Below are 17,481 nucleotides of genomic sequence, written 5' to 3'. Positions count from 1 at the left end.
TTCTAGTTTGGTGAGACACAGAAGTGAGCACCCCAGCAGCGCTTGAGTTTGACACCATTATTGTGGGCGCTGGTAGTGCGGGTTGCCTCTTAGCAAACCGTCTCTCCGCAGACCCAAACCATCGAGTCTTATTACTCGAAGCCGGAGGAGAAGACGATTGGTTTTGGATCAAGATTCCTGTCGGCTACCTCTATACGATTGCTAATCCAAGAACCGATTGGTGCTTTAAAACTGAGTCCGATCCTGGCCTCAATCAGCGCTCGATTCATTATGCGCGAGGGCGTGTGATTGGCGGATCCTCATCGATTAATGCCATGATCTATATGCGTGGTCAGGCGAGTGACTATGCCCGTTGGGCCGAGTTAACCGGTGATCCCATCTGGAGGTGGGATCACTCCCTAGAGACATATAAATCCCTCGAAAACTATTTTGCTGGAGCCAATGCCTGGCACGGAGATCAAGGGGAGATGCGAGTCGAGCAGCCTCGGGTGCAGTGGGAGATCTTAGATGCTTGGCGCAAAGCTGCACAGGAGCGGGGCATTCCCTCGATCGAGGAGTTCAACCGAGGCGATAACGAGGGTTGTGCATATTTTCAGATGACCCAAAAGAAGGGAGTGCGTTGGTCGATGGCTGATGCGTATCTCCACCCAATTCGTCATCGAAAGAACTTAACGATTCTGACTAAAGCACAGGTATTGCAACTCAATTTAATACCGACGCAACCCCAAACCCAAAATAATCCAAAACAACAGAAGAATGCCTGGTATGGCGCGGCCTGGGAAGTGAGTGGTCTAGATCTATTACACGCCGGATCACGCGTCACTGCCCATGCCAAGGACCAAGTGATTCTGTCAGCCGGTTCGATTGGATCCCCCCAACTATTGCAAGTCTCAGGAATCGGTGCGCACCATCACCTCAATTCCATCGGGGTCGAAACTAGGGTAGACCTTCCGGGCGTAGGCGAGAACTTGCAAGATCACTTACAGATCCGCACGGTGTATCAGGTTGAGAACTGCAAGACCGTCAATACACTCTATAAAAACTGGTTGACCCGAATGGGAATGGGCCTTGAATATCTCATCAAACGTACTGGACCACTAACGATGCCACCATCGACCTTGGGTGCATTTACCAAAAGCGATCCATCGCAGCCCACAGCGAATATTGAATGGCATGTACAGCCACTCTCCTTACCTAAATTTGGGGAACCGCTACATCCCTTTAATGCGATTACACCCAGTGTATGCAATTTGCGACCCAGCTCACGCGGCTGGGTGAGGGCTAAATCAGCCGATACCCAGATGCATCCAGAAATCCGGTGCAATTATTTATCCACCCCAGACGATCTAAAGGTGGCAGTCGATAGCCTCCGAATCACACGCCAAATTATGGGAAGCGATGCCCTAAAGCCTTACGCCCCCAAAGAGGTATTACCTGGTACTCAATTACAAAGCGAGCAAGACCTTGAGCACGCGGCACGTGATTTAGGAACCACGATCTTTCATCCAGTGAGTACCTGCGCTATGGGGAAGGTCGACGCCCAAGGTCAAACTGATAATCCAAATACCGTATTGGATTCTGAGTGTCGGGTACGCGGAGTAGCACGCTTACGAGTCATCGATGCCTCAGCGATGCCCTGTATTACCTCCGGTAACACCAATGCGCCAGTCATGCTCATCGCAGAAACTATTGCCAGGCAAATCCTGGCGCAGCGCTAGGTCGAGCCGCCGTATTTTTTCTGGCAGGCCTCGGCGGATAGCTCGGGATGATTGCGCTTACAACGCTCAACTCGTTGTTCAGGGGTCATGTTCTTCATGTTTTGATACATCGAGCGACACTGGTCAACACTCATCTCAGGATGGCGTTGGCGGCAATGGTCAATCATGCGTTGTTCATTGCTGGTATCTTGAGCCATTCCAGGGCTCACCCAGATCATTAGAACAGTACTAATTGTTAATATAGGTTGACTCATGCGTAATCGAATCATTTCATTCTCCGTAGATAAGTTGGAAGGATGCTGTACATTAAGCCAATTGATTGATCGTACTACGAATGACATGCTACTGTTGATTAATTTAATTAAATTCATTTGCTTGACCATTCCCTTGCTTTCAGGGGTGACACTGGCCCAATCCCCAACGAGTACTATGAGCCATACTGCCAAATCAGGGCAGCAAATGCAAAATCCACTGTACCCTAAATCGCATGTCTTAGTCACCTATAACGCTAATCAAAAGTTAGGTGCCAACAGTAATATTAAGCAAGATGAGTATATGGTTGCTCCAGTCATTCCACTGCATCTTGGATCAAACATTCATTTGATTCTGAACCCGACATTAACCTACAACCGCAATATCAGCAATCAGCAGGTCACTAATCAGCAACAACCAATTCAGTTCCCAAGTTATTTCACTGTCATTCTCGATAAGCGATGGTTTGCCGGAATCGGTCCCTACGTTCAGACCCCAGCCAGTAATGCCAATAATGGGTCAAGGCAAACGGGTGTTGGTATATCGGCTGGGGCTCTATATGCACCAGATAATTGGACCATTGGCGCGACCATGTTTAATTCTTGGGGGATTGGCAATGACCTATCAGGTGGCTCAGCCAACATTCTGAATGTGCAACCAACACTGTCCTATACGAGCGATCATGCGTGGACTTACAACTTATCGAGTCAAATGAACTTCAATTACACCGCGCGCAATGCTACTAATCAGCTCACCTTGAGTGGTGGCAAAACGGTCAAATTGCTGGACTATCACGTCTCATTTCAGTTGGGACCAACCTATATGGTGACCACAACACCAACCAGCGCTAAAGGCTTTGGAGCCTACCTTGGGGTTAGTATTAAATCAGCCCAATAAGGTCAAGTATGATGAAGCTTCTAAACGAAAGGCTCTTGATGATGCGCCGTTATTTACTAACAATCCTAATTACTTTATCCCTAATTCATATCGCTCAAGCGCAGCAATGTAAGGCATTGGTTATCACTGGCCATCCAGCATATCCGCCAGTTGCTTGGGCAGCCGACGGAAAACTGCAAGGGTCATCGGTTACTTTAGTCAGCAATATTGCCAAAGGTCTTGGGGTTGAGAAAGTTAACTCGATGGATTTTGGTTCATGGGAGAAGGCGCAACAAGCCATACGTGATGGTCGCGCAGACATCATCTTTGGCATCTATAAGAACCCAGCTCGGGCCGAATATATGCATTACATAGAGCCACCTTACATGCTCGATCCAGTATCGATCGTGATCCGTAAGGGCGACAACTTTAGGTTCACTCAATGGTCTGACCTAAAAGGGCATCGTGGTGTCACCAACCAAGGAGAGAGTTACGGCAGTCAATTTGATGCCTATATCAAAACTGATTTGAATGTTGTTCGATCCAATGGCGTTGATCAGGCGTTTGCTCAGTTACTCAATAAACAGGCTGACTATTTAATTATTGGAAGCTACCCAGGCAAATTAGAGGCCAAGAAGTTAAATCTGGACTCAAAGGTGGTTTTCTTGCCCAAGAGCGTGTTAACAGCAGATATGTATATTGCCTTCTCTAAAAAATCGAAGTGTTACTCCCAATTAGAAAAGGGCTTTACTGAGGGGATCAAAAAAGCAGTTGCCAGTGGCACGGTCGATCAACTGATTGAGAGTGCTAACCAACAGTTTTATAAGTAGTCAGAGTAAAGAAAAAGGCTTACAAGCCAATTAAGCTGTAAGCCTTACTGAATCTGGCTCCCCGACCTGGACTCGAACCAGGGACCTGCGGATTAACAGTCCGTCGCTCTACCGACTGAGCTATCAGGGAATAATCCGTCATTTTACAGCATTTTTACTAGCAGTTTGATTGTTTAGAGAAGTTTGGTTTAGTAGAGATACGCATGCCATTTTTAATCAGCAATCTTTACAAAGCATTATGGCTTCCGTCACAGAACATTCCATTCTTAGAGTTTTTGCAGCCACAGAAGTAAATAGTCTTGGATTCAGTCGCAACCAATTGCTTAGGGGTAAATTTAGAGCCCTGGTGACTGCCATCGCAAAAGGGTTGATTTTTGCTTTTGCCACAGGAGCACCAGTAATACGTTTTGCCAGCCTCAACCGTGATCGGGTAGGGTGCTTTTTGAGCAATAGTTGCTTTCATGACTTCTCCTTCATAAAAATTAATTTTAGATTCTGTAAATTCGTTTCAATAGCTTTGAGTTCTTTCGTGCTTAAACGCTTAAATGCTTGCTCCAAATAATTCATATGGGCTGGAAATACTTTAGAAAAGATCTTTTGCCCTTTAGCGGTTAAATGAATCCGTTGGCTTCGACCATCGTTTTCGTGCGCCTCTAGTCCTAGTAGCCCTTTTTGAACCATTCGATCGATTACTCCTGTAAGCGAGGTCTTGGAGATAAGGGTTTTTTCACTCAACTCTTTATAGGTCATGGGTTCTTGGTTGGCGAGCGTAGCGATCACATCAAATTGAACGGAGCTTAACCCTAACGAACGAATATGCGTTGAGGAGTAACTCTCAAACGCCTGGTGGGTTCGCACTAATTCTCGTAGGGTTGGTAAGAAGTTCATATATGGACAATATAGTCCATATGTGGAATAATGTCAAGGATCCTTTCAATTTAACCAAAATATCAATGAATATCACTGCGCCCAATTCTTCAACCTTACCAACTTGGTTTATTCCCCATGGCGCTGGGCCATGTTTTTTCATGGACTGGAACCCACCCAATACTTGGGATGCCATGGCTCAATACTTAAGACAGCTCCCCGTGAGTTTGCCAAGGATGCCAAAAGCGATTGTGATGGTATCTGCCCATTGGCTAGAACCTGTAATTCGGATTACCAGTCATCCAAGACCGCATTTGATTTATGACTACTCGGGGTTTCCAAAACATACCTACGATCTGCAATATCCGGCCCCCGGCGACCCCATTCTCGCAAAACAGATTGTGGATTTACTTGCCCAGCAGGGAATCGCCGCAGGGGAAGATCCTCAGCGCGGATTTGATCACGGGATGTTCATTCCGATGATGCTAATGTTTCCTAAGGTCGATATACCGGTAGTGCAGCTATCCTTAAATAGCAACCTAGATCCACAGACGCATCTGGAAATAGGAAAAGCATTGGCTTCGCTACGCGATGAAGGGATCTTAATGATTGGCAGCGGTATGAGCTTTCACAACATGCGCGGCTATGGCAAGCCAAGTTTTACCCAAATATCACTTGAGTTTGATAAGTGGCTTACCCAAACGATTGAAAGTGACCCAGATATACGAAATAAGAAATTAATTAACTGGAGGACAGGCCCATTTGCAAACCAGTGCCATCCTCCGCATGAAGAAGAGCATTTATTACCACTCATGGTGGTTGCTGGAGCAGCAATGCATGACCGGGGTGCAAAAGTTTTTACAGATTGCGTGTTGGAGACCTGGATCTCTGGATTTACCTTTGGCGGAGGGAGCGATTGAAATGGATCTATTTCAATAGGTGAAATGAAGTTGAAATTAAGGAGTTGACAGCCTTCTTACTGCCCACCTAGAATCCAACATGTAATTGTAGGATTGGTATCGGGAGAGACTGTGTTTACAGCGCCGAAGGAGCAACCACCCCGGAAACTCTCAGGCAAAAGAACCGATATCACTGCAAACTCTGAAGAGCCTTTAGTTGCGTCAACTAAAGCACCGCAGGAGCAAGCAAGTCACGTACTTGCGAATCTCTCAGGTCCAAAACAGAGGGGGTGTTCATTGCGCATGGTGCCGATGAGCTTTAACTCCCGACGTATTGATTGGACCAACCATGAAATCCTATGTCATTATTGGTGGCGGCATCACGGGCGTCACTACGGCTTACGCACTTGTTAAACGCGGCTATCGCGTCACCTTGATTGAGCGGCATCGCTATGCTGCCATGGAAACCTCTTTTGCCAACGGCGGTCAACTCTCTGCCTCAAATGCTGAGGTCTGGAACCATTGGGGTACGGTATTTAAAGGCCTCAAATGGATCTTCAAAAAAGATGCGCCGCTGCTCATCAATATGAAACCCAGTTGGCATAAAGCTTCGTGGTTTGCTGAATTTATGGCGGCGATCCCCAATTACAAAGCCAATACGATTCAAACGGCCAAGATGGCGATTGATGCCAGAAAGCATCTCTTTAGTTGGGCAGAACAAGAGGGCGTTGATTTTGATCTCAAAAAAGAGGGCATCTTACACATCTACCGTGATCAAATTGGATTTAGGCATGCTGGTGAGGTATCGAAACTTTTAGCCGCGGGAGGATTGCATCGCGAAGCTGTTACACCATCTGAGATGAAGCTGATTGAGCCCACACTCTCAGGAGAGTATTACGGGGGCTATTACACGGAAAGTGATTCCACAGGGGATATTCATAAGTTCACCGTGGGGCTCGCCAAAGCCTGCGAACGACTCGGTGTGAAATTCATTCATGATCACGAAGTGGTGCAGGTGCAATCGAATGGTGAGCGGGTTCAAGTTCAGATAAAGAGTGGTTCGCAGCTTGATCAATTGTCCTTTGACAACATCGTGGTATGTGCTGGCATAGCTAGTCGTGATTTGGCTGCACAACTGGGCGATCGATTAAACGTCTACCCAGTCAAGGGTTATTCGATTACGGTTAATCTCAATGATGAACAAAGTCAGCAATGTGCACCAACAGTGAGCCTTTTGGATGATGAGACCAAATTAGTGACAAGTCGTTTGGGTCTTCTTCGCTTTCGAGTTGCTGGAACTGCGGAGTTCAATGGCGAGAATCGTGATATTCGGATGGATCGGATTAAGCCGCTGGTTAGCTGGGTGGAGCAATGTTTTCCGAAGGTCAATACCCGCTCGGTCGTTCCATGGGCAGGTTTGCGTCCGATGATGCCCAATATGCTTCCAAGAGTTGGCAGGGGCAAGCTAGGGAACGTGTTTTACAACACTGGCCATGGCCATTTGGGATGGACACTATCGGCGTGCACTGCTGAGATGATTGCAGACATTATTCATGGGTCGGCACATCAGCCCCGTTTTTTTCCCAGGCCATCACTTGGGAAGGTCGCTGCAGCTTGATTTATTAATTTAATTACAACTCCCGCAAATTAAATGTGGGGGTTGTGGTCTAAATGGGAGGCATCTTGAAGATACCTTTAACAAAAACATGTTATTTTTCGTTGAGTGACCGATATAGTAATTGTGCAATAACTGTGCAAACAACAAAGCACGTTAAGAATCGCCCGAAAAGGCATATAAAATTGGGATTTTTAGAGATTTGCTTTTGGAGAAAAACTGTTTGCTGAAAGTTAACAGTCCGTCGCTCTACCGACTGAGCTATCAGGGAATAGCCTGTCATTTTACAGCATTTTTTCTGGCAGATTGTTTGTAATAACTTAGAGGTTTTGATGCCGGCTTCAGAGGAGTTTGCTTTACTCTTAACAGACTGTATTTCCCAAAAATCAGCCCTAAATGAACCAAAACAATCGAAAGATAAAGTTCACCAATAAATTCGTGGCTATTTTCAGAGAATTTAATAAACCATTTCCCCCCGAATTCCTCATAAGTCACGATTCCAAATAAAACGAGTGGGATGGATAAAAAGTACATAAGAAATACCAAAATTCCCATACCAGAGCCATACCAAATTTGCCATTTGCAAAGACGCTCAAGTTTTAGATCCTTCAGATCCTGCACAATCGTTTTAAATAGATTGGCACGCGTCCAAATTGTTTGAAATGCCATCGATGTTCTTGGAACCAAGCCAATCAAGAGTCGAAGGGAAAAGATAATCCCAAAACCATATCCTAAATACACATGAATCAATCGCCAAGACTCACTATCGGCGGTAAGGTATGACCCAATAAAAGTAATGGCGCCTGCCAGGTGAAGGATTTGTTTGAGTGTCTTCATCGATTGGCTTTAGTCTGGGATCCGAACATCATCATCGTCAAATAGACCTTGCTCAGCCCGCTGATGGCAGGCGGCACAATTGGCAGGACTTTTCACGGAAGGCTTCATAAAGTCACTCGTTTTCACTTTGCGGTGCTTACGTTCAAACCATGCCGATTTAGTAATGCGATTCTCAGTTGGTGATTCTTTAACCCGTTTATAGCTGCCCCCATATTGGGTTAGCCACTGATTGATTTGATGGTTGGATTTGGCATCGATTGAGGCATCCGTTCCATAGTGTTTGGAAAGAGTGGACATCAATTGCTCCCATGAGGTTTTTGGTAAGAATCCGGGAGGGTAGGCTAAGTGGCACGAGCCACATTCGGTTTGATATACAGGAAGCGGTTGTGTTGGCTGCATATCTTTGCTTCCGGCATTGGCATGCTTGCTAGCCAAAGCAATGGCGGCCAAGAGAACCAAGGTCAATAAAATTAGTCCAAAAAACTCTTTCATGTTGATCTCCTGATGGTGTTTATTTTTTTGAGCCATCTCACTTATCCATTTATTTGGTTAATGAAATCAAATAAGCCAGCACATTGGCTTTCTCTAAAGGGGTGCATTCCCTAGCAACAACATCATTGCAGTTGCGTCGAAACCACTTTTCAATCTTGGCTGTTTCTGTAAATGCATCCGCATTACTGCCCGGGGCTAATGCCGGAATGACTTTGTTCGTGCTTGCATGTTTACCGGTGTTAAGAGGTGGATTGCCGTGACATGAGGCACAAGACCATTCTTTGCCATGCGTTTGGGTAAAAAAAAGCTTTCCAGCAACCGGGTTTGCTGCCGCACCTGCTTTATCTGTCCAGTATTTCAGCTGTGCAGAGGGGCTGGTATCACCGGCAACGGCGGCATTTACCATGCCTATGCCGATAATCAAGATGAGGCTGAAGGAGTATTTCATTGGAGTCCTTTATTGTTCGGACCCCAGTATTGAATAATGTTCCTAGACCTAAGCTGAAGGCGTTGTTCAGATTCCGTTCATCTTGCCGATCTACAATTTCGATATGTTAAAAGTTCAACAATTTATTCTGGTATCAACACTTATTTTGATGCCAATGGCAAGCATTGCCGAATCAGATCATGAGCGAGCTAGAAAAGCCGTCCAATCCGGTCAGATCCTTCCCCTACAAGAAATCTTGCAAAAGGTTTCCAAAGACCATCCCGGTCAAGTACTCGAAGTGGAGCTTGATCAAGAGAAGGGTGGCTGGGTTTATGAAATTAAGCAGCTTACTTCGTCAGGTTCAATCGTGAAGTTAGAGGTAGACGCTAAAACTGGTCAGGTTTTAAAGCAAAAGACCAAGAAAAACTAAAAGGCCAATTGATGCGTTTACTTGTGGTTGAGGATGAGCCAACTCTTCTTGAGCAATTAAAACTAGCGCTCCAAGAGCAAGGCTATGTGGTCGATACAGCCAGTAATGGTGAGGATGCGCTTCATTTCGGAAAAGAAGAGGCGATTGATGCGGCCATTTTGGATTTGGGCCTTCCCAAGCTTGATGGGATTTCGGTCCTAAAGGGATGGCGAGCTGCCGAGAAAACATTTCCAGTCATTATTCTGACCGCACGGGATAACTGGGGCGAGAAAGTAGCTGGGATTGATGCCGGAGCCGATGATTACCTCACAAAGCCATTTCATATGGAGGAGCTTTTAGCAAGGGTGCGAAGCGTCATTCGTCGCTCAACCGGTCACTCTTCTTCAGTAATTAGTATCGAAGGATTAACCTTAGATCTTGCCAGTAATCGAGTGAGTCTTGACGGCAATACCATCAATTTAACGAGTTATGAGTTGCGTTTACTGAGTTATCTCATGCATCACCCTAACAAAGTGATTGATAAAACTACCCTGAGTGAGCATCTTTATGCCTATGATGAAGACAAGGACTCCAATACGATTGAGGTCTTTATTGCTCGCTTGCGAAAAAAACTACCCGAAGGTTTGATCGAGACCGTCCGCGGCCTTGGGTATCGACTCAACGATGATGCTTAAGTCCCTGCGATTTCGGATCGCAGTCACCTCAACCTTAGCAATCCTTATCGCATTATTTGTTGCTAATCGGGTCATTACGGACTTGTTTGCCCAATATGCCACCAAGCAGTTTGAGCTTAACTTACAAACTCAATTTAATCAGTTGGCGAGTCTTGTAGCGATTAATCCGAGGTCTCAGCAGCCCCAGTTAGTATCGCCGGTAGGAGAGCCCAGATGGGCTGCGCCCTTATCTGGGCTCTATTGGCAGATCAATACATCAGATGGGACCGTGTTACGCTCGCGCTCCCTTTGGGACCAAACACTCGCCATCCGTGGCCCTAAAAATCAGTCTTATCAACCTCTTTTTTACGAAATCACTGGCGTTGGTCAGAATTCATTACTGGCGTACTCCAAAACCGTTTCATTGGAGGATGGTCAGTCAAATCCATTTACGCTAACAGTAGCTTCAGATCGCTCAACACTAGACTCTGAAATTACATTATTTTCAAGTGAAATCAGACGTTACTTATTCATTCTTGCGCTTGCACTTCTCACGATTTTGATTATGCAAATCACGATTGGATTAAGACCGCTTAGTGTATTAAAAGGGGCGATGATTCGATTAAAGAGTGGCAAAAGCTCAATGATTGAAGGTGAGTATCCTGCTGAGTTCAATATTTTGGTAAAAGACTTCAATACGGTTTTGGAGCAAAACCAACAGATCATTGCCCGAGCAAGAGCGCAAGCTGGTAATTTGGCGCATGCTATTAAAACGCCGCTAGCTGTGATTCAAAACGCTGTCCATGACAACAATCTATCCAAAGAGGCTTTTAAGGAATTGGTTCTTCAGCAGTCACAATCGGCTAAAGAGCAGGTTGACTGGAGTCTAGCAAAGGCAAAATCTATAGCGTTTAATCGGATAGTAACAACTCGAACACCAGTTTTGGAGGTTATTCAATCGGTTGTTCGGGTGATGGATAAACTGCATAGTGATAAGAGCTTACAAATAAAGATTGAGTGTAATGAGTCAGCCCCAATCTTTAATGGAGAAGCCCATGATTTACAGGAAATGGTTGGCAATGTATTGGATAACGCTTGTAAATGGGCTAAATCAATTGTCAATATCCGGATTTCAAAGAAAGAAAATTTTGTTGAAATTTGTATTGAGGACGATGGGGTTGGCTTAGATCCGTCCAAATATGATTCAGCACTTAAAAGGGGAATAAAACTCGATGAGATTACCCCGGGTTCCGGATTAGGTCTCTCTATTGTAAGTGAGCTTGTAGAGCTTTATGGCGGGAAAGTATGTTTGAATCAATCTGCTTTTGGGGGTTTACTAATTGTGATGAGGCTACCAAGTTTGACTTAAATAGGTATATCAATAACTTTCTATTGAAAAATGAATTACTCTAGTAAATCCGTATTAAGACTAAGCCGCAACACACCCCTAGGGCACCAATCATTCGCTGAGGGTATGGCGACTCTTTTAAATAGAGAGTTCCAAATAGAAATGCAAATAAAACGGATGTTTCCCGAACTGCTGCAACTAAGGAGATGGGGGCTTGGGTCATTGCCCAAAGTGCAATCGAATAGGAACCAATAATACAAGTCCCACCGATTAAGGGGTACATGAGACGGGATTTGATATAGCTAAAGCTCTCCGGTAGCGATTGCTGACGATGACGTTGCCAAAGGACTAATGACAGAAAAACACAGCCATGCGAAAACATTAATAGGCTCACATAAGACCACGCATTATTACTAAGCCGCACCCCATGCCCATCAACAATGGTGTAGAGGGCAATGACTAAGGCATTGCCAAGAGCAAAGAGCAGGGCTTTTAAATGATGGGCTGAGGAGGTAGTTTTACGCAAACCCAAGAGGATGACTCCGGCTGAGACCAGAAAAATACCAGCAATTACTCCATCGGATACCTGTTCACGTAAAAACACATACCCAAATAAGAGAGTCAGAAGTGGGGCCGCACCGCGCATGATGGGGTAAGCGAGATTCAAGTCCCCGAACCGATATGCGGATGCGACCAAGTAGAAATAAATTAAATGAAGGGCGATTGATAAAGCGATGTATGGAAAGGTTTGGGGATCAGGAAGTCCATATATCACTAGCAAGGGAAGGGCTAGGATTGCAGTGGCAAAGTTTGCTACCGCGGTTTCTAGGTTTTTATCCGCTGCCGACTTAAGCAATATATTCCAAAGGGCGTGCATGAGCGCAGCGCCTAAGATGCAGGAAAAGACAAAACCACTCATTGGTGAATCATACTCATCATCAAAATTGCAATCCCCGAAATGGCAATCACCCATTCCATCATCTGGATAAATTGCTCCTCACGCATTTTTAGAACAATTCGTTTGGATAGTAGTGACCCTATAAAGACACAGACCCCAAGAAAGAGTCCCTCCAGGATAGCCACCCGATCAATTACTCCCAGTTCATGAAACACCACGCCTTTGGTAATGAAGATGGAAAGCGAGCTGGCTGCCTCGGTACCCAGATACGCGCCTTTGGTTAATCCATAAGCCAAAAAGAAGGGGGTATTAATCGCCCCTGTTGTTGCAACGATGCCTGTTAAATAGCCAATCCCAGCACCAACTAAGGCCATGTGCCACAGGCTAACTACGATCTCTTGGCGGCGCATCCAACGACGGATTGGAATGAGGAATAGTAAAAATAGACCCAACACAATCTCAATCGCCCGGGGATTGAGCAAGATCAACGTATTGGCTCCCAAAATAACGGCAGGAATGGCGCTAGCAGCATAGACGGCGCATACTTTCCAATCAATACTGCGCCACCAAATGAAAACCCTAGCAAGATTAGCAATGGTCGCCGTAATTGCAATGATGGGAATGGTTAGTAGCGATCCATGCAAATAGACTAAGGGTGGCATGAGAATAATGGTGGTGCCAAAGCCAATCACACCCCCTAACAAACCAGCACCAATTCCTAAAAGACCAAGGATTAGATGGATTGCGCTAAGTTCCATCTCACGATCTTAGTCGATGCGTGCCTGCCGACACCACGATCACCCCTGTTTTGACGAACACCCAAATCAGGGCACTGCGAGTTATTGTTGAGCATTGTGTTCCGTAGATTTGTTAGCCCTTCTAAGCTGTGGGTCGCAGCTTTCAGTTTCAGCATTACTTAAGTATTGGGCTTTGGCCAAAAAAAGCCACCCCGAAGGGCGGCAATTAAAAGGAGACCGCTTTATGCCATGAATCTTCATAGCAATTTCATCTTAGCGAAGAAAAGCTCCCAAAAGGGGAGAACCTAGGGCTAATACGGATGCTTTTGGGCTTGGGCAAACAAATGCGCAACTTGGATGAGTCCCGCTGGGCGGCTAACTCCCAATTTTTCCATAACGCTGGCTCGGTGAGCTTCTACAGTTTTAATTGAGATTCCTAAAAACTCGGCAATTGCTTTATTGATTTTTCCGCCCACAATGCAATCGAGCACTTGTTTTTCGCGTGGGGTTAATTTTTTGAAATTATCAACAACTGCTTTTAATTCATCAACTTCTTTGATCTTGGCAAAGGCTTGATTGAGCATTTTGTTAACAAGCTCAATCAGTTTCTTTTCATCAAAGGGCTTTTCAATGAAATCGACTGCGCCTTGCTGGAGGGCTTTCACGGCCGTTGCGATTTGACCAAAACCGGTAATGAATGCCACAGGAATCGCTGGATATTTGCGCGCCAATTTGGCTTGTACTTCCAGTCCCGACATCCCTGGTAGATTGAGATCCAAGAGGACACAAATTGGGGTGGAGCGGTCAGCCCCTTCGAGGGCTTTGAGAAAACGCTCACCGTTTTCGTGGACGCTTACCTTAAAGCCATTACCCTCCAAAAGCCATGCGAGAGATCCTCTGACAGCGTCATCGTCGTCGACTATATAAACTACATCGGATTTCATGGAAATTGAATAATTTAGCCGGAAACTCCTATTTTAATAGATGCCTTTTGACCTATAGCTATTAGCTAATAGTTGCCCGAATTCCTGAGAATTCTGATCTCTTAATCTAGAAACTTGAATTTGTCGGTTTTCCCGACAAACACCTGCCGACACCAAGAACCTGATTCAAGACCCCATCCAACACCACGATGACCCATGTTTTGATCTACACCTCAAACCAGCCCACTGCGAGTCATTGTTGAGCATTGTGTTCTGCAGATTCGCCAGCCTTTCTAAGCCGTAGGTCGCAGGTTCGAATCCTTTTCCCGCCACTAACCTCTTGAAATCCTAATGGGTATCTTTTGGATACCATCTAGCGTGGTAGACCATACCCTTTGACTGGGTATATGCTTTTTATTGCTGTTGCTGTCATTGGTGATTTAAGCGCCACTATTTTTTTCGATTTCCTACACCTGATTAATTATTAATATGGAGGAAATGATGAAACAAGAATTAGCGCTTAATACCAGCCATCACCTAGCTCTTGAGAAAGTAGAGCGGATGGTAGACATCAATGGCGTGAAGTTTGATGAGAGTTTTTTAGCAAGTCTAGTCCGTGATCACTTCGCCAAGCAAGTGAACGGTCGACTTCCCACGATCACGGATGCCTTTGAAATCTATATCCGTGAAAATGCCTCGGCTCATCGACCGCGCTTTGTGAAAACCGCAAGCCGTCACTTTGCCTTTTTCAAACAACTGCATGGCGATTTGACCTTGGATGAGTTGCGCCATTGGCACATTACCCAGTACCGCGATTACCAATTGGGCCGGGGCTTAAATCCAACCAGTATTCGCAAGCACAATAACACCCTCAATGCCATGTTGAACGTGGCTTTTAAGCATTTGGATATTGATCGCTTGAGCCCTTTTCGAGCCCTACGAATTAAAGGCGAGGGAGAGATCGTGCGCCCTATGCCGGTAATTACACCGGAACTCATTCATGCTGTTAAAGAATACCTCTTGCATCGTCCTAGACCCCATTGTTTAGTGGCTTTAGTGCAACTCAATACGGGCTTGCGTCTATCCGAGCCGGTCTTTGCTCGTTTGGAGGATTGCGTGCTCGATCACGAGATTCCGCACCTATGGGTTCGAAAGAATTGTCTGAGTGATCGCAAGACCAAATCCAGTATTCGGGCCGTACCATTGTGCGGAGTTTCGTTATGGGCTGCCCAAGAGCTCGTCAAAATTGCCAAGCGCAAACGCAGCGAGTGGTTGGTTCCACATTACGCACGGGATAATGGCAACACTAGCTGCTCCGCGATCATTAACAAGACGCTTCGACCATTTGCGTTTCGTAGCCATATGTTTCGTCATGGTTTTATTGATCGGCTTAAAGCCTGTAATGATGTTCCTACGCGGATTGCTGAGAGCATTACTGGACATTCCAGCGGTAAATCGGAGTTTCATATCTATGGCACAGTAGGGTATACCTTGGAGCAAAAGTTAGCCGTGGTTGAGCGAGTAGTGGTGTAAGCAATCAGCATTAATCAAATGCTTTTTGAGTACGGGCATTATTGTGTACGGGTAGCAATAATGCCCATTTTGGAAGGTATCTTGAAGATACCCTTAACAAAAAAACACGGTATTTTTAGGTTGAGCGACCGATATAGTAATTGTGCAATAACTGTGCAATTGACAAAGCACATTAAGAATCGCCCGCAAAGGCATATAAAATAAGGATTTTTTGGGATTTGATTTTGGAGAAAAACTGTTTACTGGAAGTTAACAGTCCGTCGCTCTACCGACTGAGCTATCAGGGAATAGACGCTATTATAACGAATAGATTCCGAGGACTTCTTTTTCATGAAACTCACTAAACCCAACCCCATCCTGATCCCCAAGGTATTAAGCATTGCGGGATCTGATAGTGGTGGTGGCGCAGGCATTCAGGCCGATCTGAAGGTGATTACTGCTTTGGGTGGCTTTGGAATGACCGCCATTACGGCAATTACTGCACAAAACACGATGGGTGTGACCCGTATCCAAGATATTGACCTTGATGTGATTGAGGCGCAAATTGATGCGGTGGTTACTGATATTGGTGTGGACGTGGTCAAGATCGGCATGCTGGCGAGCCCCGCCATTGTAAAAACGGTGGCCACTACACTCAAGAAGCACGGTATTCGTAAAATCGTATTGGATCCGGTCTTGCGGGCTACCTCTGGAGCCAGTTTGGGTGGTGACGACACAGCGCGCACCATGGTGACCGAGCTCTTTCCACTTGCCACCATCATTACCCCCAATTTACATGAAGCTTCGATCTTATTGGGACGTCCGATTGTGGCGGTTGATCAATTCAAGACAGCTGCTGAAGAACTATTAGCCCTTGGCCCACGCGCGGTCTTGATCAAAGGTGGACACCTGGAAGGTGAGCCCAATGAGCTAGTCGACTATTTAATCTGGCATGATCGCAAAGACGATGTACCAGTGGTGTTTCATAAAGAGTTTAAGCATCCACGCATACCGACGGTGAACACCCATGGCACAGGCTGCTCACTCTCAAGTGCTATTGCAACCTACTTGGCTGACAAGCATGATCTCAGTCACTCGGTAGCGAAAGCAATATCATTTGTGAGTGCAGCAATTGAAGCAGGGCAGCGTTTAGAAATTGGTAAGGGTCCCGGGCCGCTGTGGCATATGCACGACTTCTATCCCACCCAACTACCTGACCAACAATAGCTTGCTTAGTTGGTTTTCATGAGCTCTTGTAAGCGCTTGACCGCCGCTTTGGGATCATCGCTGGCCACAATCGCGCGTACTACTGCGACCGATCCCACACCACTTTGTGCCACCGCATGAATACTTACCTCATCAATGCCACCAATCGCGACGAGTGGATAGTGCTGCATCAGCTTGGCATAGGCGTATAAGCGTCCTAAGCCTTGAGGTGCGGTGGGCATCTTCTTTAGATTGGTCGGGAACACCGCACCCATGGCAATGTAGCTTGGGCAATAGCGATCCGCAATCACCAACTCAGCGTAGCCATGGGTACTCAGCCCCAAACGCAGGCCTGCCTCACGAATCGCATCCAAATTGGCGCTTACTAAATCTTCCTGACCCAAGTGCACTCCATAGGCGCCAGCTGCAATCGCTTCTTCCCAATGGTCATTGATAAATAAGAGGGTCTTGCTACCTTTAACTGCCGCAACCGCCTCACGGATTTGTGAACGTATTTGGGTTACATCATCGGATTTAAATCGCAACTGTGCGGTAGGTAGCTCAGCATCGACCATGCGCTTAATCCAATCCGCATCCGGGAACACCCCATAAAGACCCAAACGCTTGGGACACTCTTTAAAGGCTTTTGGATTCGAATTGCGCGAGTAGGGCAACATCTCAAAATACTCTGGGCGTGAGGGCCAGAGTTTGGGATTAAAGTCACCTACATCTTTGATCATACGTGACCATGCTTTGCCTAAAACGCGTGCATCACTCTCAATAAAACCCATCTCAATCGCCGCAATCGTACCAGCAAGTTCGTATTGATCTTGGCTGGTCTCGGTCTTAATGGTTGGCGGTGGTTGATCGGGACTAAAGCTTGGCAAGGGTAAGCACAACTCATGATGGCAATGCGCTGCCACAATTTGCTTCGCCATCTCCCGAATATGACTCACACTAG

The 17,481-nt window shown here is 46.0% G+C and carries 20 protein-coding genes, 1 tRNA gene and 2 riboswitches; of the genes, 10 read left to right on the top strand and 11 right to left on the bottom strand.

Annotated features, from left to right (window positions below):
• The first annotated feature begins 23 nt into the window (after positions 1–23).
• A complete protein-coding gene (locus QUE66_RS05650; protein WP_286223106.1) occupies positions 24–1,718 on the top strand; it encodes a GMC family oxidoreductase in 1,695 nt (564 codons plus the stop codon).
• On the opposite strand, the gene QUE66_RS05645 is transcribed toward QUE66_RS05650, so the two are convergent.
• On the bottom strand, positions 1,715–1,987 hold the full coding sequence (locus tag QUE66_RS05645; RefSeq protein ID WP_286223105.1) for a hypothetical protein: 273 nt from the start codon (positions 1,985–1,987) through the stop codon (positions 1,715–1,717). The genes QUE66_RS05650 and QUE66_RS05645 overlap by 4 nt on opposite strands.
• A 160-nt stretch (positions 1,988–2,147) precedes the next feature.
• Here QUE66_RS05645 and QUE66_RS05640 point away from each other — a divergent pair, with 160 nt between their 5' ends.
• A complete protein-coding gene (locus tag QUE66_RS05640) occupies positions 2,148–2,867 on the top strand; it encodes a hypothetical protein (RefSeq protein ID WP_286223104.1) in 720 nt (239 codons plus the stop codon).
• Between the two features lie 8 nt (positions 2,868–2,875).
• Entirely contained in the window at positions 2,876–3,676 is an 801-nt protein-coding gene (locus QUE66_RS05635; RefSeq protein ID WP_286223103.1) for a substrate-binding periplasmic protein, read from the top strand.
• A gap of 54 nt (positions 3,677–3,730) precedes the next feature.
• Here the strand turns inward: QUE66_RS05635 and QUE66_RS05630 are convergent.
• From QUE66_RS05630 to QUE66_RS05620, 3 genes are all read right to left on the bottom strand, one after another.
• A tRNA-Asn gene (locus QUE66_RS05630) sits at positions 3,731–3,806 on the bottom strand.
• 96 nt (positions 3,807–3,902) lie between these two features.
• Positions 3,903–4,139, bottom strand: a complete 237-nt coding sequence (locus tag QUE66_RS05625; RefSeq protein WP_286223102.1) for a CDGSH iron-sulfur domain-containing protein — start codon at positions 4,137–4,139, stop codon at positions 3,903–3,905.
• The gene (locus QUE66_RS05620; protein WP_286223101.1) at positions 4,136–4,564 is read right to left on the bottom strand and encodes a MarR family winged helix-turn-helix transcriptional regulator; all 429 of its coding nucleotides are present in this window, start codon (positions 4,562–4,564) and stop codon (positions 4,136–4,138) included. The genes QUE66_RS05625 and QUE66_RS05620 overlap by 4 nt, the downstream gene beginning before the upstream one ends.
• Positions 4,565–4,629: 65 nt before the next feature.
• On the opposite strand from QUE66_RS05620, the gene QUE66_RS05615 reads away from it, so the two are divergent.
• On the top strand, positions 4,630–5,463 hold the full coding sequence (locus QUE66_RS05615) for a DODA-type extradiol aromatic ring-opening family dioxygenase (RefSeq protein ID WP_286223100.1): 834 nt from the start codon (positions 4,630–4,632) through the stop codon (positions 5,461–5,463).
• Between the two features lie 90 nt (positions 5,464–5,553).
• A riboswitch (glycine riboswitch) is annotated at positions 5,554–5,639 on the top strand.
• 3 nt (positions 5,640–5,642) lie between these two features.
• A riboswitch (glycine riboswitch) is annotated at positions 5,643–5,729 on the top strand.
• A gap of 62 nt (positions 5,730–5,791) precedes the next feature.
• On the top strand, positions 5,792–7,060 hold the full coding sequence (locus QUE66_RS05610; protein WP_286223099.1) for a D-amino acid dehydrogenase: 1,269 nt from the start codon (positions 5,792–5,794) through the stop codon (positions 7,058–7,060).
• A 276-nt stretch (positions 7,061–7,336) separates the two neighbouring features.
• Here QUE66_RS05610 and QUE66_RS05605 read toward each other — a convergent pair whose 3' ends face one another.
• The 3 genes from QUE66_RS05605 to QUE66_RS05595 are packed head-to-tail and all read right to left on the bottom strand — an operon-like array spanning position 7,337 to position 8,834.
• Positions 7,337–7,894 carry a cytochrome b/b6 domain-containing protein gene (locus QUE66_RS05605; protein ID WP_286223098.1) on the bottom strand — a complete coding sequence of 186 codons (558 nt, stop codon included), beginning with the start codon at positions 7,892–7,894 and terminating at the stop codon, positions 7,337–7,339.
• 9 nt (positions 7,895–7,903) lie between these two features.
• Positions 7,904–8,422, bottom strand: a complete 519-nt coding sequence (locus QUE66_RS05600) for a diheme cytochrome c (protein WP_286223097.1) — start codon at positions 8,420–8,422, stop codon at positions 7,904–7,906.
• Positions 8,423–8,435: 13 nt separating this feature from the next.
• A complete protein-coding gene (locus QUE66_RS05595) occupies positions 8,436–8,834 on the bottom strand; it encodes a DUF1924 domain-containing protein (protein WP_286223096.1) in 399 nt (132 codons plus the stop codon).
• Positions 8,835–8,937: 103 nt separating this feature from the next.
• Between QUE66_RS05595 and QUE66_RS05590 the strand changes: the two genes are divergently transcribed.
• The 3 genes from QUE66_RS05590 to QUE66_RS05580 are packed head-to-tail and all read left to right on the top strand — an operon-like array spanning position 8,938 to position 11,265.
• Positions 8,938–9,243: a PepSY domain-containing protein gene (locus QUE66_RS05590; RefSeq protein WP_286223095.1), complete on the top strand. Its 306-nt coding sequence runs from the start codon at positions 8,938–8,940 to the stop codon at positions 9,241–9,243.
• Positions 9,244–9,254: 11 nt separating this feature from the next.
• On the top strand, positions 9,255–9,917 hold the full coding sequence (locus QUE66_RS05585) for a response regulator transcription factor (protein ID WP_286223094.1): 663 nt from the start codon (positions 9,255–9,257) through the stop codon (positions 9,915–9,917).
• Positions 9,907–11,265, top strand: a complete 1,359-nt coding sequence (locus QUE66_RS05580) for a sensor histidine kinase (RefSeq protein ID WP_286223092.1) — start codon at positions 9,907–9,909, stop codon at positions 11,263–11,265. Before QUE66_RS05585 ends, QUE66_RS05580 begins: the two co-directional genes overlap by 11 nt.
• Positions 11,266–11,305: 40 nt before the next feature.
• Here QUE66_RS05580 and QUE66_RS05575 read toward each other — a convergent pair whose 3' ends face one another.
• From QUE66_RS05575 to QUE66_RS05565, 3 genes are all read right to left on the bottom strand, one after another.
• Positions 11,306–12,163, bottom strand: coding sequence for an EamA family transporter (locus tag QUE66_RS05575; RefSeq protein ID WP_286223091.1), 858 nt, complete (start codon positions 12,161–12,163; stop codon positions 11,306–11,308).
• A complete protein-coding gene (locus QUE66_RS05570; protein ID WP_286223090.1) occupies positions 12,160–12,900 on the bottom strand; it encodes a sulfite exporter TauE/SafE family protein in 741 nt (246 codons plus the stop codon). Before QUE66_RS05570 ends, QUE66_RS05575 begins: the two co-directional genes overlap by 4 nt.
• 290 nt (positions 12,901–13,190) lie before the next feature.
• The gene (locus QUE66_RS05565) at positions 13,191–13,823 is read right to left on the bottom strand and encodes a response regulator transcription factor (RefSeq protein WP_286223089.1); all 633 of its coding nucleotides are present in this window, start codon (positions 13,821–13,823) and stop codon (positions 13,191–13,193) included.
• Positions 13,824–14,303: 480 nt separating this feature from the next.
• Between QUE66_RS05565 and QUE66_RS05560 the strand changes: the two genes are divergently transcribed.
• Complete coding sequence (locus QUE66_RS05560) at positions 14,304–15,335, top strand: tyrosine-type recombinase/integrase (RefSeq protein ID WP_286223088.1); 1,032 nt, start codon at positions 14,304–14,306, stop codon at positions 15,333–15,335.
• 330 nt (positions 15,336–15,665) lie between these two features.
• Positions 15,666–16,541, top strand: coding sequence for a bifunctional hydroxymethylpyrimidine kinase/phosphomethylpyrimidine kinase (gene thiD, locus QUE66_RS05555; protein WP_286223087.1), 876 nt, complete (start codon positions 15,666–15,668; stop codon positions 16,539–16,541).
• A 5-nt stretch (positions 16,542–16,546) separates the two neighbouring features.
• Here the strand turns inward: thiD and QUE66_RS05550 are convergent, their stop codons facing one another.
• On the bottom strand, positions 16,547–17,476 hold the full coding sequence (locus QUE66_RS05550) for a thiamine phosphate synthase (protein WP_286223086.1): 930 nt from the start codon (positions 17,474–17,476) through the stop codon (positions 16,547–16,549).
• Between the last annotated feature and the right edge of the window lie 5 nt (positions 17,477–17,481).

It is taken from the genome of Polynucleobacter sp. HIN6 (assembly GCF_030297575.1).
Lineage (GTDB): Bacteria > Pseudomonadota > Gammaproteobacteria > Burkholderiales > Burkholderiaceae > Polynucleobacter.
This window is presented reverse-complemented; position numbering and strand designations above follow the sequence as displayed.

What these genes read in the sequence shown, in the direction of transcription:
- QUE66_RS05615 (WP_286223100.1), top strand. Translation starts at nt 4,630, where the DNA reads ATGAATATCACTGCGCCCAATTCTTCAACCTTACCAACTTGGTTTATT.
- QUE66_RS05585 (WP_286223094.1), top strand. Translation starts at nt 9,255, where the DNA reads ATGCGTTTACTTGTGGTTGAGGATGAGCCAACTCTTCTTGAGCAATTA.
- QUE66_RS05570 (WP_286223090.1), bottom strand. Translation starts at nt 12,900, where the DNA reads ATGGAACTTAGCGCAATCCATCTAATCCTTGGTCTTTTAGGAATTGGT.
- QUE66_RS05625 (WP_286223102.1), bottom strand. Translation starts at nt 4,139, where the DNA reads ATGAAAGCAACTATTGCTCAAAAAGCACCCTACCCGATCACGGTTGAG.
- QUE66_RS05640 (WP_286223104.1), top strand. Translation starts at nt 2,148, where the DNA reads ATGAGCCATACTGCCAAATCAGGGCAGCAAATGCAAAATCCACTGTAC.
- QUE66_RS05565 (WP_286223089.1), bottom strand. Translation starts at nt 13,823, where the DNA reads ATGAAATCCGATGTAGTTTATATAGTCGACGACGATGACGCTGTCAGA.
- QUE66_RS05560 (WP_286223088.1), top strand. Translation starts at nt 14,304, where the DNA reads ATGAAACAAGAATTAGCGCTTAATACCAGCCATCACCTAGCTCTTGAG.
- QUE66_RS05610 (WP_286223099.1), top strand. Translation starts at nt 5,792, where the DNA reads ATGAAATCCTATGTCATTATTGGTGGCGGCATCACGGGCGTCACTACG.
- QUE66_RS05600 (WP_286223097.1), bottom strand. Translation starts at nt 8,422, where the DNA reads ATGGCTCAAAAAAATAAACACCATCAGGAGATCAACATGAAAGAGTTT.
- QUE66_RS05645 (WP_286223105.1), bottom strand. Translation starts at nt 1,987, where the DNA reads ATGATTCGATTACGCATGAGTCAACCTATATTAACAATTAGTACTGTT.
- QUE66_RS05595 (WP_286223096.1), bottom strand. Translation starts at nt 8,834, where the DNA reads ATGAAATACTCCTTCAGCCTCATCTTGATTATCGGCATAGGCATGGTA.
- QUE66_RS05580 (WP_286223092.1), top strand. Translation starts at nt 9,907, where the DNA reads ATGATGCTTAAGTCCCTGCGATTTCGGATCGCAGTCACCTCAACCTTA.
- thiD (WP_286223087.1), top strand. Translation starts at nt 15,666, where the DNA reads ATGAAACTCACTAAACCCAACCCCATCCTGATCCCCAAGGTATTAAGC.
- QUE66_RS05620 (WP_286223101.1), bottom strand. Translation starts at nt 4,564, where the DNA reads ATGAACTTCTTACCAACCCTACGAGAATTAGTGCGAACCCACCAGGCG.
- QUE66_RS05635 (WP_286223103.1), top strand. Translation starts at nt 2,876, where the DNA reads ATGATGAAGCTTCTAAACGAAAGGCTCTTGATGATGCGCCGTTATTTA.
- QUE66_RS05590 (WP_286223095.1), top strand. Translation starts at nt 8,938, where the DNA reads ATGTTAAAAGTTCAACAATTTATTCTGGTATCAACACTTATTTTGATG.
- QUE66_RS05575 (WP_286223091.1), bottom strand. Translation starts at nt 12,163, where the DNA reads ATGAGTGGTTTTGTCTTTTCCTGCATCTTAGGCGCTGCGCTCATGCAC.
- QUE66_RS05605 (WP_286223098.1), bottom strand. Translation starts at nt 7,894, where the DNA reads ATGAAGACACTCAAACAAATCCTTCACCTGGCAGGCGCCATTACTTTT.